Origin of the sequence: Halorubrum sp. C191 (assembly GCF_002727095.1) — an archaeon.
In the GTDB taxonomy this organism is placed as follows: Archaea; Halobacteriota; Halobacteria; order Halobacteriales; family Haloferacaceae; genus Halorubrum; species Halorubrum ezzemoulense.
Genome location: NZ_NHNZ01000110.1, coordinates 12787 through 35626 on the forward strand (window position 1 = coordinate 12787; position 22840 = coordinate 35626).

25 protein-coding genes are annotated in these 22840 nt (G+C 70.7%); 15 read left to right on the forward strand and 10 right to left on the reverse strand.

Annotation, left to right across the window (positions count from 1 at the left end; translation table 11 throughout):
* Positions 1–136 precede the first annotated feature (136 nt).
* The 12 genes from Z052_RS10810 (at position 137) to Z052_RS10865 (ending at position 12543) form a co-directional block, all read left to right on the forward strand.
* Positions 137–1114 (forward strand): aliphatic sulfonate ABC transporter substrate-binding protein, encoded by a 978-nt coding sequence (locus Z052_RS10810; protein WP_094494947.1) that lies wholly within the window; start codon positions 137–139, stop codon positions 1112–1114.
* Position 1115: 1 nt separating this feature from the next.
* Positions 1116–1985, forward strand: coding sequence for an ABC transporter permease (locus Z052_RS10815; protein WP_086215682.1), 870 nt, complete (start codon positions 1116–1118; stop codon positions 1983–1985).
* Positions 1969–2721 carry an ABC transporter ATP-binding protein gene (locus tag Z052_RS10820; RefSeq protein ID WP_094519540.1) on the forward strand — a complete coding sequence of 251 codons (753 nt, stop codon included), beginning with the start codon at positions 1969–1971 and terminating at the stop codon, positions 2719–2721. Before Z052_RS10815 ends, Z052_RS10820 begins: the two co-directional genes overlap by 17 nt.
* 392 nt (positions 2722–3113) lie before the next feature.
* Positions 3114–4274 carry a LeuA family protein gene (locus Z052_RS10825; RefSeq protein WP_179235213.1) on the forward strand — a complete coding sequence of 387 codons (1161 nt, stop codon included), beginning with the start codon at positions 3114–3116 and terminating at the stop codon, positions 4272–4274.
* 370 nt (positions 4275–4644) lie between these two features.
* The gene (gene ilvB / locus Z052_RS10830; RefSeq protein WP_086215685.1) at positions 4645–6456 is read left to right on the forward strand and encodes a biosynthetic-type acetolactate synthase large subunit; all 1812 of its coding nucleotides are present in this window, start codon (positions 4645–4647) and stop codon (positions 6454–6456) included.
* Positions 6453–7196 carry an acetolactate synthase small subunit gene (gene ilvN, locus Z052_RS10835; protein ID WP_094519538.1) on the forward strand — a complete coding sequence of 248 codons (744 nt, stop codon included), beginning with the start codon at positions 6453–6455 and terminating at the stop codon, positions 7194–7196. The genes ilvB and ilvN overlap by 4 nt, the downstream gene beginning before the upstream one ends.
* 33 nt (positions 7197–7229) lie before the next feature.
* Entirely contained in the window at positions 7230–8291 is a 1062-nt protein-coding gene (gene ilvC, locus Z052_RS10840; protein WP_086215687.1) for a ketol-acid reductoisomerase, read from the forward strand.
* Between the two features lie 58 nt (positions 8292–8349).
* Positions 8350–9810 carry a 3-isopropylmalate dehydratase large subunit gene (gene leuC / locus Z052_RS10845; RefSeq protein ID WP_094579646.1) on the forward strand — a complete coding sequence of 487 codons (1461 nt, stop codon included), beginning with the start codon at positions 8350–8352 and terminating at the stop codon, positions 9808–9810.
* Entirely contained in the window at positions 9810–10433 is a 624-nt protein-coding gene (gene leuD, locus Z052_RS10850) for a 3-isopropylmalate dehydratase small subunit (RefSeq protein ID WP_049929874.1), read from the forward strand. The genes leuC and leuD overlap by 1 nt, the downstream gene beginning before the upstream one ends.
* Positions 10434–10438: 5 nt before the next feature.
* A complete protein-coding gene (locus Z052_RS10855) occupies positions 10439–11437 on the forward strand; it encodes an isocitrate/isopropylmalate family dehydrogenase (RefSeq protein ID WP_049929873.1) in 999 nt (332 codons plus the stop codon).
* A gap of 95 nt (positions 11438–11532) precedes the next feature.
* Positions 11533–11904, forward strand: coding sequence for a DUF555 domain-containing protein (locus tag Z052_RS10860; RefSeq protein WP_006113355.1), 372 nt, complete (start codon positions 11533–11535; stop codon positions 11902–11904).
* Between the two features lie 96 nt (positions 11905–12000).
* The gene (locus Z052_RS10865; RefSeq protein ID WP_049929872.1) at positions 12001–12543 is read left to right on the forward strand and encodes a CBS domain-containing protein; all 543 of its coding nucleotides are present in this window, start codon (positions 12001–12003) and stop codon (positions 12541–12543) included.
* 1 nt (position 12544) lies between these two features.
* On the opposite strand, the gene Z052_RS20515 is transcribed toward Z052_RS10865, so the two are convergent.
* The 4 genes from Z052_RS20515 to Z052_RS10880 all read right to left on the reverse strand — a co-directional run bounded on the left by Z052_RS20515 (position 12545) and on the right by Z052_RS10880 (position 16399).
* Complete coding sequence (locus Z052_RS20515) at positions 12545–12709, reverse strand: hypothetical protein (protein ID WP_169514826.1); 165 nt, start codon at positions 12707–12709, stop codon at positions 12545–12547.
* Positions 12710–12814: 105 nt separating this feature from the next.
* Positions 12815–13861 carry a phosphoribosylformylglycinamidine cyclo-ligase gene (gene purM / locus Z052_RS10870; RefSeq protein WP_049929871.1) on the reverse strand — a complete coding sequence of 349 codons (1047 nt, stop codon included), beginning with the start codon at positions 13859–13861 and terminating at the stop codon, positions 12815–12817.
* A gap of 82 nt (positions 13862–13943) precedes the next feature.
* Positions 13944–14618: a metalloprotease gene (locus tag Z052_RS10875; protein ID WP_086215691.1), complete on the reverse strand. Its 675-nt coding sequence runs from the start codon at positions 14616–14618 to the stop codon at positions 13944–13946.
* Positions 14615–16399, reverse strand: a complete 1785-nt coding sequence (locus Z052_RS10880; protein WP_094519536.1) for a TraB/GumN family protein — start codon at positions 16397–16399, stop codon at positions 14615–14617. The genes Z052_RS10875 and Z052_RS10880 overlap by 4 nt, the downstream gene beginning before the upstream one ends.
* A gap of 124 nt (positions 16400–16523) precedes the next feature.
* Here Z052_RS10880 and Z052_RS10885 point away from each other — a divergent pair, with 124 nt between their 5' ends.
* The 3 genes from Z052_RS10885 (at position 16524) to Z052_RS10895 (ending at position 18306) form a co-directional block, all read left to right on the forward strand.
* Positions 16524–17213, forward strand: a complete 690-nt coding sequence (locus tag Z052_RS10885) for a winged helix-turn-helix domain-containing protein (RefSeq protein ID WP_049929867.1) — start codon at positions 16524–16526, stop codon at positions 17211–17213.
* 72 nt (positions 17214–17285) lie between these two features.
* On the forward strand, positions 17286–17744 hold the full coding sequence (locus Z052_RS10890; RefSeq protein WP_049929866.1) for a bifunctional nuclease family protein: 459 nt from the start codon (positions 17286–17288) through the stop codon (positions 17742–17744).
* 79 nt (positions 17745–17823) lie between these two features.
* A complete protein-coding gene (locus tag Z052_RS10895; RefSeq protein ID WP_049929865.1) occupies positions 17824–18306 on the forward strand; it encodes an acyl-CoA thioesterase in 483 nt (160 codons plus the stop codon).
* 62 nt (positions 18307–18368) lie between these two features.
* Here the strand turns inward: Z052_RS10895 and Z052_RS10900 are convergent, their stop codons facing one another.
* The 6 genes from Z052_RS10900 to Z052_RS10925 form a co-directional block, all read right to left on the reverse strand.
* On the reverse strand, positions 18369–18881 hold the full coding sequence (locus Z052_RS10900; protein ID WP_086220563.1) for a DUF123 domain-containing protein: 513 nt from the start codon (positions 18879–18881) through the stop codon (positions 18369–18371).
* 37 nt (positions 18882–18918) lie between these two features.
* Complete coding sequence (locus Z052_RS10905) at positions 18919–19362, reverse strand: hypothetical protein (RefSeq protein ID WP_049929861.1); 444 nt, start codon at positions 19360–19362, stop codon at positions 18919–18921.
* 78 nt (positions 19363–19440) lie between these two features.
* On the reverse strand, positions 19441–19725 hold the full coding sequence (locus tag Z052_RS10910; protein ID WP_049929859.1) for a hypothetical protein: 285 nt from the start codon (positions 19723–19725) through the stop codon (positions 19441–19443).
* A gap of 98 nt (positions 19726–19823) precedes the next feature.
* A complete protein-coding gene (locus Z052_RS10915; RefSeq protein WP_049929856.1) occupies positions 19824–20900 on the reverse strand; it encodes a metal ABC transporter permease in 1077 nt (358 codons plus the stop codon).
* The gene (locus Z052_RS10920; protein WP_094519535.1) at positions 20900–21640 is read right to left on the reverse strand and encodes a metal ABC transporter ATP-binding protein; all 741 of its coding nucleotides are present in this window, start codon (positions 21638–21640) and stop codon (positions 20900–20902) included. Before Z052_RS10920 ends, Z052_RS10915 begins: the two co-directional genes overlap by 1 nt.
* 100 nt (positions 21641–21740) lie before the next feature.
* Positions 21741–22784: a metal ABC transporter solute-binding protein, Zn/Mn family gene (locus Z052_RS10925; RefSeq protein WP_094519534.1), complete on the reverse strand. Its 1044-nt coding sequence runs from the start codon at positions 22782–22784 to the stop codon at positions 21741–21743.
* Between the last annotated feature and the right edge of the window lie 56 nt (positions 22785–22840).

The window sequence follows — 22840 nt, forward strand, 5'->3', positions numbered from 1 at the left end:
CCGTGTCGCGACCGTCGACGTCCGTGCCACCACGACGCACGACCCGGTAACGAATAACTAAGAAACATCATAGATGCGATTGAATATTCTCCATAGCCATATTGGCTTATGAGTGGCACCGGTATGCGGAGGTACGATGGAGCGAAGAAAGTTCCTCCGCGGCACCGGCGCGGCGATCGGCGGTTCGCTGCTCGCCGGCTGCGCGGGCGGAGGCGGCGACTCGGGCACAGTGACGGTCGATTACGCGTACTACAACCCGGTCAGTCTCGTGTTGCGCGAGAAGGGGTGGCTCGAAGCGGCGTTCGCCGACACCGGAACCGACGTCGAGTGGGTGTTGAGCCTCGGGAGCAACCAAGCGAACGAGTACGCCCAGAGCGGCGAGGCCGACGTCTCCTCGACCGCCGGAATCGCGGCGCTGATGGCCCGCACGAACGGCGTGCCGATAACGACGCCGTACGTCTATTCGGAGCCGGAGTGGACGGCGCTCGTCACGTTCGAGGAGACCGGGATCGAATCGGTCGAAGACCTCGAAGGGAGCCGCGTCGCCGCCACCCGCGGGACGGACCCGTACTTCTTCCTGCTTCAGGCGCTCGACGACGCCGGGCTGAGCGAGGAGGACGTCGAGGTCGTCAACCTCCAGCACCCCGAGGGACAGTCCGCTCTCGTCCGGGGAGAGGTCGACGCGTGGGCCGGACTCGACCCGCACATGGCCGAGTTGGAGCTCGAACACGACGGCGCGGAGCTGTTCTTCCGCGAGCCGCGGTACAACACGTACGGGTTCCTGAACTTCCTCGACGGGTTCCTCGCCGACCGGCCCGAGGACGCGCGTCGCGTGATCGAGGCCTACGAGCGGGGCCGCGAGTGGGCGATCGGGAACCCGACGGCGACCGCCGGGATCCTCGCCGACGCCTCCGAGATGTCCGAGCCGGTCGCGGAGCGCGTGTTCACCCAGCGGAACGACCTCTCGGAGCCGATCCCGGGCGAGCCCCACCGCGAACTGCTCGCGGACCTCTCGCCGATTCTCGAACGCGAGGGGCTCGTGACCGACGACGCCGACCCCGCCGGCAACGTCGACGACCTGATCGACTCCGAGTTCGCGAGCGAGGTCGTCTGAGATGGCCGCCGACACCCGCCGGGAGTCCGGGGTGTCCCGCGACTCCGACTCCGGCCGTGGGTCGACGGCCGGCGAGTCGGCCGGCGGCGCCGAGTCTCGCAGCCTCGGCCCGGTTCCCCTCCCCGCCGCCAGCCGGTTCCGGCCCCTGCTCGGGCTGCTCGTCCCCGCCGCGCTCGTCGTCGTCTGGCACCTCGTCGTCGCGACCGGGATCATCGCGGCGTACCAGCTGCCGACCCCGCTGCGCGTGGCGGAGACGCTCTACGGGATGGCCGCCACCGGCGAGCTGTGGGGCCACGTCGCGATCACGGTCCAGCGCGTCGTTCTCGGTGCCGGCCTCGGCATCGTCGTCGGAACCGTCTTCGGGACCGCCACCGGGCTCTCGCGGACCGCGAGCGACCTCCTCGACCCGCTCCTCCAGAGCCTGAAGAACATCCCGTCGCTGGCGTGGGTGCCGCTGTTCCTCCTCTGGTTCGGCATCGGCGAAAGCGCGAAGGTGCTGCTCATCGCTGTCGGCGCGTTCTTCCCGGTGTACCTCAACCTCTCGACCGGCATCGCCGCGGTCGACGAGGAGCTGTTGGAGGTCGCCGAGGTGTACGACCTCGGGCGCGTCGAGTCGCTGCGCCGGGTCGTGTTCCCGGCCGCGCTCCCGGACCTGCTCGTTGGGATCCGCGGCGGCGTCGGACTGGCGTGGATGTTCGTCGTCGCCGCCGAGCTGATCGCGGCGAGTCAGGGCATCGGATTCCTGCTGAGCGACGGGCGGACCCTCGCGCGGCCCGACATCATCGTGGGGTCGATCCTGCTGTTCGCGTTCCTCGGCAACTGCTCGGATGTCGCGGTCAGAGAGGTGAGAGACCGTGTCGTCGGACGCTGACCCCGTCCTCGTGGTGGACGACCTCCGGAAGCGGTACGGGGACACGGTCGCGCTCGACGGCGTCGACCTCGCGGTCGCGGACGGCGAGTTCGTCGCGGTCGTCGGCCCCTCCGGGTGCGGGAAGTCGACGCTGCTCCGCGTGCTCTCCGGACTCGAAGCCGAGTTCGCCGGGCGCGTCGCCGTCGACGGCGCGGACGTCAGGGAGGGGGGCAGCGACGCCGTCGGGATGGTGTTCCAGGAACCGCGGCTGCTCGACTGGGCGGACGTCCGGGAGAACGTCGCCGTCGGACTCCCGGCCGACGTCGACCCGGACACCCCGGCGGCTCGCGAGCGCGTCGACGACCTGATCGAGACGGTCGGGCTCGACGGGTTCGCCGGGAGCCGCCCGGACGAGCTCTCCGGCGGGATGGCTCAGCGCGTGTCGCTCGCGAGGGGGCTCGCCTACGACCCCGCCGTGCTGCTGCTCGACGAGCCGTTCTCCGCGCTCGACCGGCTGACGAAGGCGGACCAGCAGGACCACCTGCTCGACGTCTGGGACGCGCGCGGGACGACCGTCGTCCTCGTCACGCACGACGTGGAGGAGGCCGTCTACCTCGCGGACCGCGTCGTCGTGCTCGGCGGGCAGCCCGGGAGGGTGGCGTCGGTCGTCGATGTCGAAATCGACCGGCCCCGCGAGCGGGCGGACCCCGACCTCGTCGCGCTCCGGCGCGAGGTGACCGACGCGCTCGGTCGGTAGCGGCGCGTCCGCCGGTCGACCCGGATATCGGTGCGGACCGACCGCCGATCACGGTGGAGATAGCGCCGTGAGACTCGCTGACTCGTCTCGCGCGTGAACCGCCGGCCGCCCGCAGTACGAACGAAACGAACGTCGAGACCACTTATTAACTGACTTCCGAATCGGAATACGTGCCGGATCCTCGGTGTGTGTATTACCTCCTTAAGGTGTATTGACACCGCCGCAGTCATGCGATCTACTGCTCTTCGGCTCTTCGGCTCCGAACTGCCGGTCCGCACCGATTTTGCGATTGTCCAAACGATTAAGTACTCGACCGTCTTGTCGTGAATCGATGATAGACATCACGGAGGCTTCGTCGGACACCCCGGCGGATCGAGTTCTTCCAGGGCACGATAGCTTCTAACGTCGATATCGGTCCTGTCAGGATCTTCGACACGACCCTGCGAGACGGAGAACAGTCACCACGGACATCGTTCAGCTACGACGAGAAACGCCGCATAGCGGCGACGCTGGACGACATGGACACCCACGTCATCGAGGCGGGGTTCCCGGTCAACTCGGACGCGGAGTTCGAGGCCGTCAGCGACATCGCCGCCGCGACGGACACCACCGTCTGCGGACTGGCCCGGGTCGTCGACGGCGACATCGACGCCGCCATCGACTCCGGCGTCGAGATGGTCCACGTGTTCGTCTCCACCAGCGACGTCCAGCTGGAGGACTCGATGCACGCGACCCGCGAGGAGGCGAAGGGGCGCGCGGTCGACGCGGTCGAGAAGGTGAAAGACGCCGGCGTCGAGTGTATGTTCTCGCCGATGGACGCCACTCGAACGGACCCGGACTACCTGATCGACATCGTCGAGGCCGTCTCCGACGCCGGCACCGACTGGATCAACATCCCCGACACCTGCGGCGTCGGGATGCCGACCAGCTTCGGCGAGACGGTGAACGCCGTCGTCGAGGCCACCGACGCCCGCGTCGATGTCCACACCCACGACGACTTCGGGATGGCCGCGGCCAACGCCGTCGCGGGCTTCGAGAACGGCGCGGAGCAGGCGCAGGTGTCGGTCAACGGCATCGGCGAGCGCGCCGGCAACGCCGCCTATGAGGAGGTCGTCATGGCCGTCGAGTCGGTGTACGGCGTCGACACCGGCATCGACACGACCCAGATCACCAAGCTGGCCCGGATCGTCGAGGAGGCCTCGGACATCCCGGTGCCCGCGAACAAGCCGATCACCGGCCGGAACGCGTTCGCCCACGAGTCCGGCATCCACGCCGCGGGCGTCATCGAGAACGCCGACACGTTCGAGACCGGCGTGATGACTCCGGAGATGGTGGGCGCCGAGCGCGAGTTCGTGCTGGGCAAACACACCGGCACCCACAGCGTGCGCAAGCACTTGGTGGAGGCCGGCTTCGACCCGACCGACTCCGAGGTCCGGACGATCACGAAGCGGGTCAAGGAGTACGGCGCCGGCAAGCGGCAGGTGACCGCGGGCGACGTCGAGCGGTTCGCCGAGGAGGCGAACGTCACGCGCGAGGAGGAGGTCCGGGTCTGATGACCCACTCCCCGACCGGAGCGCCCCCCGAGCGACCGCGAGGGCGGTCGCGGGAGCAGTCCCGACGGCGTTCCGTTCCGGACGCCCGACAGGAATTTATACCCCGGCCGCGTTGCTTCGGGCGAGATGCGACGGCACACCGCGCTCGCGGAACGCGCTACCGCGTTCGGAGCCGTCGCGCCGATCATTGTAGGGGTATAAGCCCCTACATTACCCCTTCCTCACCGACGCGACGCGCCGCCGAACGTCGGCGGCCGAGCCGTTCTCGACGCGCGAAGCCGCGCCCCCGAGGGACGCGGCGCGGGCCCGCCCGTCGCGCGTTCGCAGCGACCCACACGACGACCCACCAGATGCCACACCAACCACGACAATGAGCGACACAGCAGCACAGCCGCGATCCGACGCGGACGAGTCGGACGACGGCTCGACGGCGGCCGCGACCGAGGAGCCGACCGAACCGGACGAACACCAGACGGCGGGGCCCGTCTCGACGGGCGCCGAGTCGGTCGTCGCCGCCCTCGAGGCCGCGGGCGCGAAGACCGCCTTCGGCGTTCAGGGCGGCGCGATCATGCCTGTCTACGACGCCCTGTACGACTCCTCCGTCCGGCACGTGACGATGGCCCACGAGCAGGGCGCCGCGCACGCCGCCGACGCGTACGGCGTCGTCGCGGGCGAACCCGGGCTCTGTATGGCCACGTCCGGCCCCGGCGCGACGAACCTCGTCACCGGCATCGCCGACGCCGACATGGACTCCGACGCGATGTTGGCGCTGACCGGGCAGGTGCCCACGGAGTTCGTCGGCAACGACGCGTTCCAGGAGACCGACACGGTCGGCGTCACGCGCCCGATCACGAAGCACAACTACTTCGCGAGCGGGGCCGACACCGTCGGCGACACTGTCGGCGAGGCGTTCGAGCTGTCGCGCGCGGGGCGCCCCGGGCCGACGCTCGTCGACCTCCCGAAGGACGTCACGCAGGACGAGACCGACCGGACGCCCGGTCCGGCGACGCCGCCCGCGGGGACCGACCCCGACCCGAACGCCGACGCGGAGTCGGTCGAGGAGGCAGCGCGCGCCATCGAGGCCGCCGAGCGCCCCGTCTGTCTGTTCGGCGGCGGCGTCATCAAGGCGGACGCGAGCGACGAGGCGCGGACGTTCGCCCGGAGCTACGGGATCCCGGTGACGACGACGATGCCGGGGATCGGCTCGTTCCCCGAGGACGACGATCTCTGCCTCTCGTGGGCGGGGATGCACGGAACCGGCTACGCGAACCTGGCGATCACCCACACCGACTGCCTGATCGCGGTCGGCACTCGGTTCGACGACCGGCTCACGGGCGGGATCGACACGTTCGCGCCCGAGGCCGAGGTGATCCACGTCGACATCGACCCCGCGGAGATCTCGAAGAACGTCCACGCCGACTACCCGCTGATCGGCGACGCCGGGCGCGTCCTCGACCAACTGACCGCCGCGGTCCGCGACGCGCCCGACGCCGAGGCGTGGCGCGACCGGTGCGACGAGTGGCGGGAGACGTACCCGCTCACGTACGCGACGCCCGAGGACGAGCCGCTGAAGCCCCAGTTCGTCGTCGAGGCGTTCGACGAGGCGACCGACGATGACACGATCGTCACGACCGGCGTCGGCCAGCATCAGATGTGGGCCTCGCAGTTCTGGACGTACACGGAGCCGCGGACGTGGGTCTCCTCCCACGGGCTGGGGACCATGGGGTACGGCGTGCCCGCCGCGGTCGGCGCGCGGGTCGCGGCCGACACGATGGGCGAGGAGGACCGCGACGTGGTGTGTTTCGACGGCGACGGCTCCTTCCTGATGACGATGCAGGAGCTGTCGGTCGCGGTCCGCGAGGAGCTCGACATCACGATCGCCGTGCTCAACAACGAGTACATCGGGATGGTTCGCCAGTGGCAGGACGCGTTCTACGAGGGCCGACACATGGCCTCCGACTACACGTGGATGCCCGAGTTCGACAAGCTCGCGGAGGCGTTCGGCGCGCTCGGTCTCCGCGTCGACGACTACGACGAGGTCGCGCCCGCGGTCGAGGAAGCCCTCGACTATGACGGGCCGGCCGTGGTCGACTTCCACGTCGACCCCGCGGAGAACGTCCTGCCGATGGTGCCGAGCGGCGGTGCGAACGGGAAGTTCGCGGCCGCGGAGGACCAGCTATGAGCGACGACACCGCGGCGTCCGACGGGGAGCCGCACACCGGGCGCGATGAGGCGTCCGCGGCGGCCGACGGCGGATCGCCCGTCGCGCCCGGCGCCGACTCCCGGCCGCTCCCGGGCGAACAGCCCGGTCCGAACGAGCGCGACCACCCGGAGGGGCGCCGGAACCTCGAGGGGATCCGGATCGACCCCGTCGTCGAGGCCGAACACGAGTCGCACCGCGCCGTCATCTCGGCACTCGTCGAGGACGAGCCCGGCGTGCTGGCGCGCGTCTCCGGCCTCGTCTCCCGCCGCCAGTTCAACATCGAGAGCCTCACCGTGGGGCCGACGACCGTCGACGGTCACTCGCGGATCACCATGGTCGTCGAGGAGACGGACCCCGGGATCGACCAGATCGAAAAGCAGATGTCGAAGCTGAAGCCGGTCATCTCGGTCGGCGAGGTCGCCGGCGACGCGGTCACCTCGGAGCTCGTCCTGCTGAAGGTCGAGGCCGACGACCCCGCGGCGGTCCACGCGGTCGCCGAGATGTACGACGGCCGGACGGTCGACGCCGGCCCCGAGACGATCACCGTCGAACTCACCGGCGACAAGGCGAGCATCGACAACGCGATCGGCGCGTTCGACCGGTTCGGTATCGTCGAGATCGCGCGGACGGGGCCGACAGCCCTCGCTCGCGGTAACACCCCCACGGCGCCCGGCGAGAAGCCCGGCACGGCCGCCGAACCGACCACGCACGACGACTGACACGCGACCACACAGGAACTCACAACGATACACATGACCGAAGACGACACGCAGACGTTCGACTCGACAGTATACTACGACGAAGACGCCGACGAGGAGGCGATCGCGCACAAGACGGTGGCCGTCCTCGGCTACGGCTCGCAGGGCCACGCGCACGCGCAGAACCTCGCCGACAGCGGGGTCGACGTGATCGTCGGCCTCCGCGAGAGCAGCTCCTCCCGGGCCGCCGCCGAAGGCGACGGGCTCCGCGTGGAGGCCCCCGCGGACGCCGTCGCCGCGGCCGACGTGGTGAGCGTCCTCGTCCCCGACACGGTTCAGCCGGACGTGTACGAGAACGCGATCGAACCGAACCTGGACGCGGGCGACACGCTCCAGTTCGCGCACGGGTTCAACATCCACTACAACCAGATCCAACCGCCCGAGGACGTCGACGTGACGATGGTCGCGCCGAAGTCGCCGGGCCACCTCGTGCGCCGCAACTACGAGAATGACCAGGGGACGCCCGGCCTGCTGGCGGTGTACCAGGACGCCACCGGCGACGCCCACGACGAGGGGCTCGCGTACGCGGCCGCGATCGGCTGTACCCGCGCCGGCGTCGTCGAGACGTCGTTCCGCGAGGAGACGGAGACCGACCTGTTCGGCGAGCAGGCGGTGCTCTGCGGCGGCGTCACCTCGCTGGTGAAACAGGGGTACGAGACGCTCGTCGACGCCGGGTACTCCCCCGAGATGGCGTACTTCGAGTGCCTCAACGAACTCAAACTCATCGTCGACCTGATGTACGAGGACGGGCTCGGCGGGATGTGGGACTCCGTCTCCGACACCGCCGAGTACGGCGGCCTCACGCAGGGCGACGTGGTCGTCGACGAGCACGCCCGCGAGAACATGGAAGAGGTCTTGGAGAAGGTCCAGAACGGCCAGTTCGCCCGCGAGTGGATCGCGGAGAACCAGGCGGGCCGCCCCTCCTACACCCAGCTCCGCGAGGCGGAGAAGACCCACGAGATCGAGGCCGTCGGCGAGGAGCTGCGCGGCCTGTTCGCGTGGGAGGAGTCGGCCGAGGGCGACGAGGAGGAGGAGAGCGCCGAGGTGACCGCCTGATGGGCGTAGCGGTGAGCGGTCGGTCCTCCGACTGCGCGGCGGTCCGGGGTGACGCCCGATGAGCGAGGGAACGCTGTACGACAAGGTGTGGGAGCGCCACAAGGTGACGGAGCTGCCGAACGGGCAGGACCAGCTGTTCGTCGGGCTCCACCTCGTCCACGAGGTGACGAGCCCGCAGGCGTTCGGGATGCTGCGCGAGCGCGACCTCGACGTGGCGTACCCGGAGCGGACGTTCGCGACCACCGACCACATCGCGCCGACGGAGGCGGACAAGCGCGAGCGCCCGCTGGCCGACGACCAGGCCGAGGAGATGCTCTCGGCGCTCGAACGCAACACGAGCGAGAGCGGGATCACCTTCTTCGGATTCGACTCCGGGAAGCAGGGGATCACGCACGTCGTCGCCCCCGAACTCGGCCTCTCGCAGCCGGGGATGACGGTCGCGTGCGGCGACAGCCACACGGCGACCCACGGCGCGTTCGGCTCCATCGGCGTCGGCATCGGGACCAGCCAGATCCGCGACGTGCTCGCGACCGGCTGTATCGCCGCGGACAAGCAGAAGGTCCGCCGGATCGAAGTCGAGGGCGAGCTCGGCGAGGGCGTCTACGCCAAGGACGTGATCATGAAAGTGATCAAGGACCTCGGCGTCGACGGCGGCGTCGGCCACGTGTACGAGTACGGCGGCCCCGCAATCGAGGCGCTCGACATGGAGGGACGGCTCGCCGTCTGTAACATGTCCATCGAGGGCGGCGCCCGCGCGGGGTACATCAACCCCGACGAGACCACCTACGAGTACCTGCGGGGCCGCGAGTACGTCCCCGAGGGCGAGGCGTTCGAGGAGCGGAAGCGGTACTGGGAATCGATCGCCTCCGACGACGACGCCGAGTACGACGACGTGGTCACGGTCGACGCCGACGGACTCGACCCGCTGGTCACGTGGGGGATCAACCCCGGGCAGGTGGTCGGGATCGACGAGCCGGTGCCGCACCCGGACGACTTCGAGGAGCGGACCGACCGGGAGGCCGCCGAGAAGGCGATCGACCACATGGAGGTCGAGCCCGGGCAGTCGATGCTCGGGTACGACGTCGACGTGGCGTTCCTCGGCACCTGTACGAACGGCCGCCTTTCGGACTTCAAGGAAGCGGCGCGGATCCTAGAGGACCACAGCGTCGACGAGGACGTGCGCGCGCTCGCCGTACCCGGCTCGGAGACGGTCCGCGCCCAGTGCGAGGAGCGCGGCATCGACCAGACGTTCATCGAGGCCGGCTTCCAGTGGCGACGCGCCGGCTGCTCGATGTGCCTCGCGATGAACGACGACCAGCTCGGCGCCGGCGAGGTGTGTGCGTCATCGTCGAACCGCAACTTCGTCGGCCGGCAGGGCTCGAAGGAGGGGCGGACGGTGCTGATGAGCCCCGCGATGGTCGCGGCCGCGGCCGTCGAGGGCGAGGTCGTCGACGCGCGCGACTACCTGGACGACGGGCCGACCGGCGGCGCGGGCGGCGTCGAGGAGGTGGCCGACTGATGGCCCCCGACGCCAACGCGGGCGACGACCAACACATCACCGAGGTCTCGGGTACGGGCGTCCCGATCCCCGGCGACGACGTCGACACCGACCAGATCCTGCCGGCGCAGTTCATGAAGGAGGTCACGTTCGACAACATGGCGGACTACCTCTTCTATGACGCCCGGCGCGACGAGGACGGGGAGTTCAACGACCACCCGCTCAACCGCTTCGAGGGCGCGTCGATCGCGGTCGTTAACTCCAACTTCGGCTGCGGCTCCTCCCGGGAGCACGCGCCGCAGGCGATGATGCGGTGGGGCGTCGACGGCGTCGTCGGCGAGTCCTACGCCGAGATCTTCCGCGACAACTGTAAGTCGCTCGGCATCCCCGCGGTCACCGCCGACCACGAGACCGTGGTCGAGCTCCAGGAGTGGATCGAGGCGAACCCCGACGGCGACATCGAGGTCGACGTGGAAGGGGAGACTGTCACTTATGGCGACACCGTCATCGACGTCGAGGTCGACGACGCGATGCGCGAGGCCTTGGTCGAAGGGATCTGGGACACGACCGCGCTGATGTACTCGAACCGGAGCAAGGTCGACGAGACCGTCGCCGACCTGCCGTACGTCGAGGGGGACGACTGAGCCGGATGACCGACGAGATCGTCGTCATCGAGGGCGACGGCATCGGCCGCGAGGTCGTGCCGGCCGCCGTCGAGGTGTTGGACGCGCTCGACCCCGACTTCGAGTTCGTCCGCGGGGACGCGGGCGACGCGACCCGGGACGCGACCGGCGAGGCGCTCCCCGACGAGACGTACGACCTGGTGGCCGACGCGGACGCGACGCTGTTCGGCGCGGCGGGCGAGACGGCCGCCGACGTGATCCTCCCGCTGCGCGAGGCGGTGGACTCGTTCGTCAACGTCCGGCCCGCGAAGGCGCTCCCGGGCGTCGACGCGCTCCGGCCGGAGACGGACGTGGTGTTCCTCCGCGAGAACACCGAGGGCGTCTACGCGGGCCACGAGGACCGCCTCTCGGAGGACCTCTCGACGCTGACACGCGTCGTCACGTCGTCGGCCTCGCGCGAGCTGGCCGAGTACGCCTGTGACTTTGTCGAGGACGGGCGCGGCCCCGCCGGGGACCCAGAGGAGGGGTTCACCGTCGCCCACAAGGCGAACGTGATGCGCGAGACGGACGGCCGGTTCCGCGACGAGGTCGCGGCGGTCGCAGACGAGCGCGGCGTCGACGCCGACGAGGAGCTGATGGACGCGTTCGCGACGAAGCTCCCGCTCGACCCGGGCCAGTACGGCGTGATCGTCTGCCCGAACCTCGCGGGCGACGTGCTCTCCGACCTCGCGGCCGGGCTCGTCGGCGGCCTCGGTCTGCTCCCGTCGGCGAACATCGGCCACGACAACGCGCTGTTCGAGCCGGTCCACGGCACGGCCCCGGACATCGCGGGCGAGGGGGTCGCCAACCCGACCGCGGCGGTCCTCTCGGCGGCCATGCTGCTCGAGTACCTCGGCCACGTCGAGGCGGGGCAGCGGGTCCGCGACGCGGTCGAGGGCGTCCTCTCCGACGGCCCGCGCACCGGCGACCTCGGCGGCTCGGCGACGACCGACGAGGTCACCGCGGCGATCGTCGACCGCCTGTAGGGCGCGTCTCGCCGCCGGTTCCGCGTGATCGACGGCTCGTTTTCGACCGCGGCCAAACCACAAGACAAGAAACCCTGCGGCTCCTCCGACCGCGTATGAGCAACTACGAAGTCGCGATGGAAGCCGCCTGGTTGGTCCGTGACGTCGAGGAGACCGACGACGCCATCGGCGTCGCGGTCAGCGAAGCCGGCAAGCGACTCAACGAGACGGACAAGCAGTACGTCGAGGTCGAGCCCGGCGTCACCGGCTGTCCGGCCTGCGGCGAGCCGTTCGACGCCGCGTTCCTCGCGGCGAACACGGCCCTCGTAGGGCTGCTCCTAGAGATCGACGTGTTCAACGCCGACAGCGAGGAGCACGCGGAACGGATCGCGAAAAGCGAGGTCGGCGGCGCCCTCCGCGACGTTCCCCTCGAAGTCATCGACGTCTTCGAGACCGACGCGGACGAGGACGAAGAGCCGGAGCGATAGGCACGGACGCGGGGCGTCGGACGGATCTGCCGGGAGCGATCCCGGTGCCCGGTCGGTGCCGAAAGCTTTTCTAATAACCCTAAGTAATTAGCCGGCATGGAACTGCCGACGCCACAGGACCTCCGCGAGCGCCGGACCGCGCTGGAGCTGACCCAGAGCGAACTCGCCGACGCCGCGGACGTCTCCCAGCCACTCATCGCGCGGATCGAGGGCGGCGACGTCGACCCGCGGCTCTCGACGCTGCGCCGGATCGTCAACGCCCTCCAAGAGGCGGAGGGCGAGGTCGTGCGCGCGGCCGACCTGATGAACGAGACCGTGATCAGCGTCGCGCCCGACGACGCCGTGGGCGAGGCGGTCGATCTGATGGAGGCCGAGGCGTACTCGCAGCTCCCCGTTCTCCAGAACGGCGTGCCCGTCGGGTCGATCAGCCAGGGCGACGTGGTCCACGCCGGCGAGAACGTCGGCGATCACCCGGTCAGCGAGGTGATGAGCGAGTCGTTCCCGACGGTCGCGCCGTCGGCGACCGTCGACGAGGTCCGGAACCTCCTCGACCACTACAAGGCGGTGATGGTCACCGACGGCGGGGAGACGGTCGGAATCATCACGGAGGCGGACATTGCGGCGCAGTTGTCGCAGTAGCTCACTCCTCGCGCCGCTCCGACAGTCGCTCCCAGATCTCCGTACACCCCGCGCCGTCCGGCACGTCCTCGACGTGCGCCGACTCTTCGGCCCGTCCGTCCCCGTCGTCCTCGGAGCCGTCGGCTTCGGTCCCGCTCTCTTCCTCCGATACGGCCCCGTCCGTCATTGACTCGGCCTACGCGGTGGCCGGTCATAACGGGTCAGTCGGCGGCACGCCCCGCCGCCGCTCCGCGGCGGCCGCAACGATCGCCGGTACCTCGGACGCGACCGCTCACAGCTCCAGCCCGCGGATCGCGACGCTCGCCCCGTCGTCGCCTCCGGCGTCCGCCGCGCCGTCCTCGACGCGGCCGATCACGCGACCGTCGGTCGCGTCGGCCAGCGCGTCCGCGGCGTCGGCGTCGACCGCGGCGACGAACCCCGTCCCCATGTTGAACGTGCGGTACATCTCCTCGTCGGAGACGTTCCCCTCGGACCGGACGAACTCGAAGACGGGCTGCGGGTCGAACGCGTCGTCGACGACGTAGCGGTGATCGCCGAGGCGGTCGAGGTTCGTCCAGCCGCCGCCCGTCACGTGGGCGGCGCCGCGGACGCCGTGGTCGCGCATCGGGTCGAGCAGGTCGGTGTATATCGCGGTCGGTTCGAGCAGCGCGTTGCCGAGCGTCTCGTAGTCGCCGAACGGGCAGGGATCCGTGTAGGCGTGGTCGCGCGTGACGGCCTCTCGGGCCAGCGTGAGCCCGTTCGAGTGGATCCCCGACGACTGCCAGCCGACGAGCGCGTCGCCCGGCTCCGCGCGGCCGTCGAACACGCCGTCCTTCGCGGCGAGGCCCGCGCACGTACCGGCCAGGTCGAGCCCGCGGACGACATCCGGCATCACGGCCGTTTCGCCGCCGACGAGTTCGATGTCCGCCAGCTCGGCGCCGCGAGCGAGCCCCTCGCCGACCTGCTCGGCGAACCGCTCGTCCGGCTCGTCGACGGCGAGGTAGTCGACGAACGCGACGGGGCGGACCCCGGCCGCGACGAGGTCGTTGACGTTCATCGCGATACAGTCGATGCCGACCGTGGAGTAGTCGCCGAGCGCCTCCGCGACGAGGAGCTTCGTCCCGACGCCGTCGGTCGCGAGCGCGAGGTAGCGGTCGCCGATATCGAGGAGGCCCGCGTAGTCGCTCCCCGAGCCGTCCGCGTCGGAGTCCGAGCCGACCGCGCCGATCAGCGCGGCGGTGGCGGCCTCGCTCGCGTCGATATCGACGCCCGCGTCCGCGTAGGTGAGTTCGTCGTCGCCGTCCGGTCCCCCGCCGCCGCTCCCGTCGCCCTCGGTCATGTGTGTGGAGGCACGCCGGCGGAGCAAAAACGCACCGTTCCGGGCGAAGCCGCCGGACGCGCGGCGGTCGCCCGACCGCGGCTCAGAACGGGCCGCCGAAGCCGAGCCCGACGACGAAGACGAGCCCGACGGCGAGCAGGACCGAGGGGACGAAGACGGCCGCCCAGACCGGCTTGCTCCACGACAGCACCGTCTTCCCATCGAGCGGGCCATACGGGACGAGGTTGAACGCCGCGAGAAACGCGTTGATCGCGATGCCGCGCGCGCCGAGGATCGTCACGAGTTCGCTGCCGAGGAGCCCGCCGAGCGCGAACAGCGGGAAGAACACGGCCATCAGCCCGAGGTTCACGGCCGGGCCGGCGAGCGCGATATGCCCGTGCTCCCGCGGCGTCAGCCGCCCGCGGTGGTGGACGGCGCCGGGCGCGGCGAAGATGAACCCGAGGAGCGAGCTCATCACGGCAAGGAACAACATGCTGTTGTCCGCGCGGAACTCCGCGACTTGGTCGTAGTGGACCGCGACGACCTTGTGCGCGACCTCGTGGAGGAGGAAGGCGACCCCAGCGGTCGCGAGCCCGACGAACAGCGGCGGGATCACGCCCGCGGCGAGGATGCGACCGATCCCGGCCGAGCCGCCGACGAAGAACAGGGTGAACGCCACGCCCAAGGCGAGCCACGCGACGAGCAGGTCGCGGAGCTCCGCGCCGCTGAAGTAGAGCCCCGCGATTCGCCGCCCCGAGAACGTCGCGCCGCCGCTCATGCGATCCCCCCCACGGCGCCGCGCACGAGGTCGGCGCCGTTGACCGCGCCCTCGACGAGCAGCCGCCCGACCTCGTCGACGCCGCCGACCTCGGCGCCGAACATCGCCGGGATGACGTACGCCGCGAAGAGGAAGCTCGCGACGATGCTACCGACGTTCGTCATCGCGACGACGACGATGAGCCGGAACAGCGGCACGTCGAGCATCGCGGAGACTAACTCGCCGACCGACCGCGTCTCGTCGCCGAGCAGGTCGTTGAGCGCGCCGATGTCCGCCACGTTCACGGTCAGGCTCCGCAGTTCGACGTAGCCGGTGAACCAGCCGGGCGCGAGCAGCGGGTTGATCGAGGTCATCCACGCGACGGCGCCGCCGACGCCCGCCGAGAGCCAGCGTGCGCCGGCGACCTTCGCGAAGGCGAAGGCGAAGACGCCGTTGATCAGGAACCACGCGCCGAACAGCCGGAGCAGGAACGCGTTGCCGGCGCCGCCGAGCGCCAGCAGGAGGAAGAAGCCGACGAAGCTGACGGTGATCGCGTAGCCGATCGCCTTCTTCCAGGGGAGCCCGCGTCCCGATTCCTCGCCGACCAAGTCGTCCATCGCCGGGAGGGTCGCGGGCTCGGCGAGGTACCGCTCGATCCCCGCCTGGTGGCCCGCGCCGACGACGGCGACCACGTCGTGCCCGGCCTCGCGGAGCGCGACGAGCCGGTGGGCGATGAACGCGTCGCGCTCGTCGATGAGCGCCTCCGCGCCGCCCGGGGAGAACTGCCGGAACTCCTCCATCATCATCGTCACCACGTCCGTGTCGGTGAGGTCCGCGGCGTCCAGCTCCTCGATACCCCCGGCCTCCGGGTCCACCTCGCCGCCGCCGAACCCGCTGACCGCGATCGCGAGGACGGCGCCGACGACGAGACCGAGGCCGATCCCGATCCCGAAGCCCCCGATCGCCGCAACGGGGAACCCGCCGAGGTACGCCGAGACGGGTCCGTTCGCGGCCCCGGTGACCCCGGCGGCGACGCCGGTCGAGAGCCCGGTGCCGACCGCGGCGTAGAGCCGCTGGTCCGGAGAGAGCGCGAGCGAGCCGACCTGGTCGACGGCGATCCCGACGCCGAGCGCGACGAGGACGCCCGCGGCGACGCTCGTCAGGATCGCGTCGGTGATCCCGACGGCGCCGCCGAAGAGGCCGATGGCCGGCCCGGCGAGGATCCCGACCAGGAGCCCGCCGATCGCGCCGGCGACCCGCGGGTCGCTGACGCCGAACGCGAGCCCGCCGACGAGCCGGAGCTTCTCCGTGATCGTCATGCGGGCCCAGAAGCGTTGGATCGTGGTCTGGATGTCGCGGTCGACCAAGGCGACGTCGATGCCGAGCGACTCGGCGATGTCAACGGCGGCCTTCATATCGGCGCCCGGCTCGATATCGAACCGCTCGCCGAGCTGGGTCTGGACGTACGAGAGCATCCAGTACGCCAGAAACTGGAACACCGTGTTCCCCCTGAGCAGGTCGCCGGCGTCGAGGTCGTCGGGCGTCTCGCCGTTCATCTGGCGGTAGCGCCCCTCGTCGAGCTCGACCGCGACGACGTCGGGGCGTTCCCGCTCTATCGTCTCCTCGACCTCGTCGACGGAGCGCTCCGACACGTGTGCGGTCCCGACGACCGTCACGCTCCCCTCGCCGTCGGCGGCGGGTCCGCGGCCCGGATTCCGGTCGAGGTCGCCGCCGTCGGTGCGCGGCGGTCTGTCGGTCGACGGGGGTGCCTCGTCGTCGGTCCCCCGTGACGTCTCTGTCATCACCCGACGTACTCGGTCACCGCGTTTAGGGTTTGTGCGTCGGTCCCGGCTCCCGCTCGGGCAGGGTCGACCCCGTCCCCAACGATCCAACAAGTTTGTATCCTCACGCGCCACAGGATGTCGTATGTCCCGGCTGTTGCCCTCCCTGCCGGACGCGACGCCAGAGGAGCGCGAGCCCCGGGTCGTCGGCGTCGACGACGACGAGGCCGACGACCTCATCGCGGCCCTCGGCTCCGAGACGGCGCGCGCGATCCTCTCGACGCTCCACGACCGCCCGGCGACGAAGTCGGAGATCGCCGACGAGGTCGACACCTCGCTCCAGAACGTCCAGTACCACCTCTCCCGGCTCGACGAGGCCGACCTCGTGGAGGTGGTCGACACCGCCTACTCCGAGAAGGGCCGCGAGATGGACGTGTACGCCGCAGCGGACGAGCCGCTCGTGCTGTTCGCTGGCGGCTCCGAGGAGTCGACGGGGATCAAGACCGCGCTCATGCGTCTGCTCGGCGGGTACGGGATCATCGGACTCGCCGCGGTCGCCGCCCAGCGGCTCCTCGCGGTCGGCTCGCTCGCGGACCCGCGGACGAGCGCCTCGGGCGGTGACGACGTTGGGACGGCCAGCACCGACGGCCCCTCGATAGAGAGCGTCCCCGACCAGAACACCGCCGCCGACGGCGCCGACAGTGCGGTCGACCTCGTCGGCCGCCCGCTCGCGGAGTACGCGGTCTCGCTCGTCGAGCCGGGGGTCGTCTTCTTCGTCGCCGCCGCGCTCGTCTTCACGCTGGCGTGGGCGTACTGGTACCGAGCGTCGAGCTAGGGCGGCGGGGGTCGCGGACCGAACGGGACGCGCGTGGGACAGCTATTCAAGCGGCCGTCACCACGTTCCGATATGGAACACGAAGCCGAGGTCGTCGGGGTCGGTGCGGGGTCTGCGCCGAGCGGCGACGTCCCGGCGGTGATCCTCTCCGCGCGCGACGAGTACGTCCCGATATTCGTCAGCGGCGACCAGGCCCGATCGATCGGTATGGCGCTGGAGGGCGAACCGTTCGACCGACCGCTCACGCACGACCTGCTCGTTGACATCCTCACGGAGTTCGGCGGCGCCATCGACCGCGTCCGCGTCGACGACCTCCGCGACGGCACCTTCTACGCGAAGGTCGACGCCGAGCGCTACGAGGAGGGCGAGCCGGAGCGGTTCGTCTTCGACGCCCGTCCCTCCGACGCGCTCGCGCTCGCCGTGCGCCTCGACTGTCCGATCGTCGTCACCGACGAGGTGATAGACGAAGCGGGGCGACCGCCCGACTCGGTCCAGTTTAGCGGCGACGGCGACCCATCGGAGGAGCGCTGAGCCCGGGGCCCCGGACTCGGCGGGCGGCGGGCCCGCGCCGAAGCCCGTCGTTCAAGTTGCCGCATCTCCCACCACGGGCATGGACGAGACCGCGACGCTCGCCTCCTCGCACACGGAGATGACGGAGATGCTCCTCCCGAACGACACGAACAACCTCGGCCGGGCGCTCGGGGGCGCCGTGCTCCACTGGATGGACATCTGCGGCGCCATCGCCGGCATGCGGTTCTCGAACCGACAGGTGGTCACCGCGTCGATGGACCACGTCGACTTCATCTCCCCGATCGAGATGGGCGAGGTCGCGATCGTCGAGGGATACGTGTTCAACACCGGCCGGACGAGCGTCGACGTGAAGGTCGACGTGCGCGCGGAGAATCCCCGCACGGACGAGACGCGCCGGACCACCACCTCCTACTTCACCTTCGTCGCGCTCGACGACGACGGGCGCCCCACGCCGGTCCCCGACCTCGACTGTCCGACCGCCGACGAGGAAGCGCTCCGCGAGGACGCTATGAACGGGCGCGAGGAGCAGCTGCGACAGGTCGTGAACCGGTACGACCTCTGACCGCGCAGACCGACACGACCTCCAGCCCCGTGAACCGGCACGACCGCCGACCGCACGGCCCGTTACTCTCCGGAGCCCGCGACGACCTCGACGGTCGCGTCCGGGTCGGCGGCGGCCGCGACCGCGGCCTCGTGCGCCGCCAGCGCGCGCTCCGCGAGGCCGTTGAGCGCGTCGCGGTCGGGTCCGCTCACCTCGGCCGCCTCGGACCCGTCGCCTGCCGCGAGGTGACTCGGACAGTCGCAGTCGGAGGCGCCGAACCCGTCTACCGGGCCGGCGGGTAGGCGCTCCGCGACCGGACACTCGACGTCGACGCCGAGGCTCCGCACGACGCGGTCGATCCGCGCGGCCGGGTGACCGAGCAGGTAGTCGACGTGCCAGTGGCGGACGTCGTGGTCGCCCCGCGCCGTCCGCCGGTGCCTGTCGACCCGCGAGAACCCGCCGGCGCCGAGCGCGCTGCCCGTGTACGCGTACGCGCCGGCCGGGAGACGGTGTTCGCCGAGCGCGCCCGCCGACAGCGTGGCGTCGGCCGCGAGGGCGACGATGAGGGTGTAGCTGCCGCCGTCGGCGTCGGTCATCCGTCCCCCGCCGGCCGCGACCCGGTCCCGGTCGCGCTCACGACAGCGCGGTCGGCGCCTCGTCGGCGGCCGCCCGGAGCGACCCGACCATCTCGCCCGCGTCGTCGTCCAGTCGGTAGGTGTCGTGGACGTCCGCAGGGTCGCGGCCCCGGCCGGACAGCGTCCCGACGACGTCGGCGATGCGGTCGTAGTTGTCGCGCACGAGCCCGCCGACGATGCCCGGCGTTCCCGCGCGGTCGGCCAGCTCCTCGGCGGCCGACCGCCCCGCGTACACCCGCCGCTCGACCGGGTCGACGAGCACCATCGCGAACGGGCGCGAGCCGAACTGCGCGTCGAGGAACGGGCCGACCGGGTCGGCCTCCCACGGGACCGCGACGACGCCCTCGAGCCGGCGGAGCGCGACCGCGGCGACCGAGCAGTACGGGCAGTCGCCGTCGAAGATCAACACCGGCGCGTCCGCGCCGTCCGGGTCAGTAGACATGCGAAAACGTAGGGACTCGACCGGCTTAAGCGGCCGGTCGGACGAACTCGTTCGGGTGCCGGGGCGCGTCGGACCCGCTCAGTGCGAGTGGCCGAGCGCGTCTTCGAGCGACTGCCCGAACCGCTCCTCGAACAGCTCCGCGGCCGTCTCGTTCATCTCCGCGATGTCCTCGGGCACGTCGCCCTCGCTGTGGTGGACGATGACGTGCGCCTGCTGGGCCATCGCCTGGACGACGACGTCTGAGACCACGGCGGTCGCGGCCTCGCCCTGCTCGCTGAGCACGTCGACGAGGCCGGCGGGCAGTTCGAACGACTCCTCGTCACCGTCGGGACCGGTGACCGTGTAGGTTTCTGTCTCTCCCATATCCGTCGGTCGCGGCCGCGACATAAGGGTCTGTGGAAACCGGACGCGAGCCGCGCACGACCGCCGCCTGCGGCCTCCGAGGCCGCCGGTCCGACCCGTCAACCGTGCGACGAGATCGCCTTCACCGAGGAGCCGGAGCCGACGATGCTGCCGAGGTACACCGCGATGGCCGTGACGACGATCGACCCCCCGGAGGGGAGGCCGAGTCCGATCGAAACGGCGAAGCCGCCGATCACCGACAGCTGGCCGAAGATGACGGCGAGGTACATCGTCTCGCGGAAGCTCCGGGCCACCTGCGAGGCGGCCGCGACGGGGACGACGAGCATCGCCGCCACGAGGATGACGCCGAGCACCTGCATCGCGCCGACGACGACGACCGCGGTCAGCACGACGAGCAGGGTATTGTAGCCGGTGACGTTCAGCTGGGCGACCCGCGCGGCCTGCTCGTCGAAGGTGATGAAGAGGAGCTGCTTGTACGTCAGCGCAACGCCTGCGACGACGATCAGCGAGAGCGCTCCCATGAGGCGCGCGCCCTCCGGCGTGACGACCGCGAGGTTCCCGAACAGGTACCCCTGGATGTTCACGCCGGTGAGCCCGTCGCCGTAGCTGATGATCAGGGTCCCGACCGCGAAGCTCCCGCTGAGCATGATCGCGATGGGTACGTCGCCGTACGCGTCGGTGCGCTCGGTGAGCCACTGGACCCCGAGCGCCCCGAGGATGCCGACCGCGAGCGCGACGAGCAGCAGCGAGCCGTTCCACCCCGTCGAGGAGGTGACGAGGATCCCGACGGCGACCCCGGCGAACGCGGTGTGCGCGAGCGTCTCGCCGATCAGCGCCATCTCGCGGTGGACGAGGAAGGAGCCGACGAGCGGGGCGACCACCCCGACGAGCACGCCAACCGCCATCGACTGCCACATGATCGGGTGTCGGAAGACGTTCGTCCCGAACGCGGCGTCCATCGCGCGCCCCATCGAGCGGAACGCGGCGTACAGCTCGCTCGCCACCGGCAGGTCCTGCGTCCAGTAGAGGAGGAGGAACGAGAGCATGACCGCCGCGACGACGCCCGTGAGCCCGATCCCGGCGAGCTCCGCGGTCCGGCGGAGTCCTCGTTCGCGGCCGGTCCGGTCCGGACGCGGACGCTCCCGCTCCCGGTCGGCCGGTGTCTCCCCGGTCATCAGTGGTGGTGGTGGACGACCTGTCCGGTCGCGCCGTACGCCTCCGCGAGGGCGTCGCTATCGACGAACGACTCCGTGTCCCCGTGGTGGTACAGCTCGGTGTTGATACAGGCGATGCGGTCCGCGCGGTCGGTGACGACGCCGATGTCGTGTTCGATGAGGATGATCGTAATCCCGTCTTCGTTGAGCTCGTCGAGGAGGGCGTAGAACGCGTCGCGCGACTCGGCGTCGACGCCGACCGTCGGCTCGTCGAGCGCGAGCAGGTCCGCGTCGCTCGCGAGGGCGCGAGCGATGTACGCTCGCTGCTTCTGCCCGCCGGACAGCTCCGAGACGAGCCGGTCGGCCAGGTCCCCGACCCCGACCGTCTCGATGGCGTCCGCGACGGCTGCGCGGTCGGCCGCGGAGAGCCGCCCTCGCCCGGCGTGCGCGAACCGCCCCATCGTGACGCACTCACGGACGGTGACGGGCATCGCGCCGCCGCGGCTCGTCGCCTTCTGGGAGACGTAGCCGATCCGGCCGCCGTCGTCGAACTCGTCGACCGGCCGGCCGAACAGCTCGACGGACCCCTCGTCGGGCTCGTGGAGGCCGAGCATGAGGTGGAGCAGCGTCGTCTTCCCGGAGCCGTTCGGTCCGACGAGCCCGAGGAAGTCGGCCTCCTCGACGGTGAGAGAGACGTCTCTCACGGCGACGGTGTCGCCGTAGGAGAACGTCACGCCGTCGAGGTCGACGATCGCGGTCACTTCGTGTGCCCCATCTGGACCGGCCGCACGTTTAGCTCTTTTACTCCGTCGCCGCGCCGCCGGGTCGGGGCGTCGCTCGGCGCGCCGGCGACCGTGCCGGTCACTGCGCCCCGAACGCCCGCTCGAAGGCCGGGACGTTGATCTCGGTCATCTGTTCGAGGTAGCCGTACCCGGCGTCGTTCCACTCCCGCGTCGTCCCCCCGGCCGGCGTGACGGGAACCGCCTCCGCCGCGCCGCTGTTCTCGACGATCGACTCGGCGAGCCGCGGCGACTGGAACCGGTCGTACAGCACCACGTCGATCCCCTCCGCGTCGACGAGGTCGATCGTGTCGGCGATCTCCGACTGGGTCGGCTCGTTCTGCGGTGAGACGCCCACCGGCGAGCGGAGCCGGAACCCGTAGCGCGCCTCCAGGTACTGGAAAGAGTTGTGGCCCGCCAACACCGCCACGTCGCGCGCGGCGTCCTCGGCGATCGACCGGAGGGCGTCGTCGATCGCGTCCAGATCCGCGGCGTACGCCTCGGCGTTGGCGGCGTACGCCTCGGCGTTGTCCGGGTCCGCCTCGCCCAGCCCGGTCGCGATCGTGTCGACCATCTCGGCCGCGAGGACCGGGTCCGTCCAGACGTGGGGGTCGTACCGGGTCCCGTTGTCGTGGTCTCCCTCATCGTGGCCCTGCCCGTCGTGGTCCCCCTCGTCGTGGCCCTCCTCGTCGTGGCTCTCCCCGTCGTGGCTCTCCCCGTGAGAGTGGTTCCACTCGAGCAGATCGCCTTCGAGCCCGTCAAGCACGTCGACCGTGGCGACCGTGTCGTAGTCGCTCTCCAGCGTCGCCGCCAGGTCTTGCGCCCACGCGAACTCCGGACTGTCGAGGTAGACGAACGCGTCCGTCGCCGCGACGTCCGCCGCGAGGGTCCCGTCGGGCGTCCACCCGTGGCCGAGCTGGCCCACGTCGACCGGGTCCTCGAAGCTCGCGTTGTCGCCCGCGACCTCGTTGGCCCAGTCGTTGAGCGTGAAGAACGCGGCGTACCCGGACTCGAACCCCTCGGAGCCGCCGCCACCGTTCCCGGCACACCCCGCGAGCGACGCCGCCGTTCCCGCGACCGCCAACCCGGCACCGCGCCGCAGCACCGACCGCCGTGAGTGAGTCATACCGATCTGTAGCGTAGATTAATAGGAAAAAGTTATTATTTCATAACCCAGTCTTA

What these genes read in the sequence shown, in the direction of transcription:
- leuD (WP_049929874.1), top strand. Translation starts at nt 9,810, where the DNA reads ATGGCCCCCGACGCCAACGCGGGCGACGACCAACACATCACCGAGGTC.
- Z052_RS10880 (WP_094519536.1), bottom strand. Translation starts at nt 16,399, where the DNA reads ATGACAGAGACGTCACGGGGGACCGACGACGAGGCACCCCCGTCGACC.
- ilvN (WP_094519538.1), top strand. Translation starts at nt 6,453, where the DNA reads ATGAGCGACGACACCGCGGCGTCCGACGGGGAGCCGCACACCGGGCGC.
- Z052_RS20515 (WP_169514826.1), bottom strand. Translation starts at nt 12,709, where the DNA reads ATGACGGACGGGGCCGTATCGGAGGAAGAGAGCGGGACCGAAGCCGAC.
- Z052_RS10895 (WP_049929865.1), top strand. Translation starts at nt 17,824, where the DNA reads ATGGACGAGACCGCGACGCTCGCCTCCTCGCACACGGAGATGACGGAG.
- Z052_RS10925 (WP_094519534.1), bottom strand. Translation starts at nt 22,784, where the DNA reads ATGACTCACTCACGGCGGTCGGTGCTGCGGCGCGGTGCCGGGTTGGCG.
- Z052_RS10915 (WP_049929856.1), bottom strand. Translation starts at nt 20,900, where the DNA reads ATGACCGGGGAGACACCGGCCGACCGGGAGCGGGAGCGTCCGCGTCCG.
- purM (WP_049929871.1), bottom strand. Translation starts at nt 13,861, where the DNA reads ATGACCGAGGGCGACGGGAGCGGCGGCGGGGGACCGGACGGCGACGAC.
- leuC (WP_094579646.1), top strand. Translation starts at nt 8,350, where the DNA reads ATGAGCGAGGGAACGCTGTACGACAAGGTGTGGGAGCGCCACAAGGTG.
- Z052_RS10910 (WP_049929859.1), bottom strand. Translation starts at nt 19,725, where the DNA reads ATGGGAGAGACAGAAACCTACACGGTCACCGGTCCCGACGGTGACGAG.
- Z052_RS10815 (WP_086215682.1), top strand. Translation starts at nt 1,116, where the DNA reads ATGGCCGCCGACACCCGCCGGGAGTCCGGGGTGTCCCGCGACTCCGAC.
- Z052_RS10875 (WP_086215691.1), bottom strand. Translation starts at nt 14,618, where the DNA reads ATGAGCGGCGGCGCGACGTTCTCGGGGCGGCGAATCGCGGGGCTCTAC.
- Z052_RS10810 (WP_094494947.1), top strand. Translation starts at nt 137, where the DNA reads ATGGAGCGAAGAAAGTTCCTCCGCGGCACCGGCGCGGCGATCGGCGGT.
- Z052_RS10860 (WP_006113355.1), top strand. Translation starts at nt 11,533, where the DNA reads ATGAGCAACTACGAAGTCGCGATGGAAGCCGCCTGGTTGGTCCGTGAC.
- ilvB (WP_086215685.1), top strand. Translation starts at nt 4,645, where the DNA reads ATGAGCGACACAGCAGCACAGCCGCGATCCGACGCGGACGAGTCGGAC.
- Z052_RS10865 (WP_049929872.1), top strand. Translation starts at nt 12,001, where the DNA reads ATGGAACTGCCGACGCCACAGGACCTCCGCGAGCGCCGGACCGCGCTG.
- Z052_RS10885 (WP_049929867.1), top strand. Translation starts at nt 16,524, where the DNA reads ATGTCCCGGCTGTTGCCCTCCCTGCCGGACGCGACGCCAGAGGAGCGC.
- Z052_RS10905 (WP_049929861.1), bottom strand. Translation starts at nt 19,362, where the DNA reads ATGTCTACTGACCCGGACGGCGCGGACGCGCCGGTGTTGATCTTCGAC.
- Z052_RS10900 (WP_086220563.1), bottom strand. Translation starts at nt 18,881, where the DNA reads ATGACCGACGCCGACGGCGGCAGCTACACCCTCATCGTCGCCCTCGCG.
- Z052_RS10890 (WP_049929866.1), top strand. Translation starts at nt 17,286, where the DNA reads ATGGAACACGAAGCCGAGGTCGTCGGGGTCGGTGCGGGGTCTGCGCCG.
- Z052_RS10855 (WP_049929873.1), top strand. Translation starts at nt 10,439, where the DNA reads ATGACCGACGAGATCGTCGTCATCGAGGGCGACGGCATCGGCCGCGAG.
- ilvC (WP_086215687.1), top strand. Translation starts at nt 7,230, where the DNA reads ATGACCGAAGACGACACGCAGACGTTCGACTCGACAGTATACTACGAC.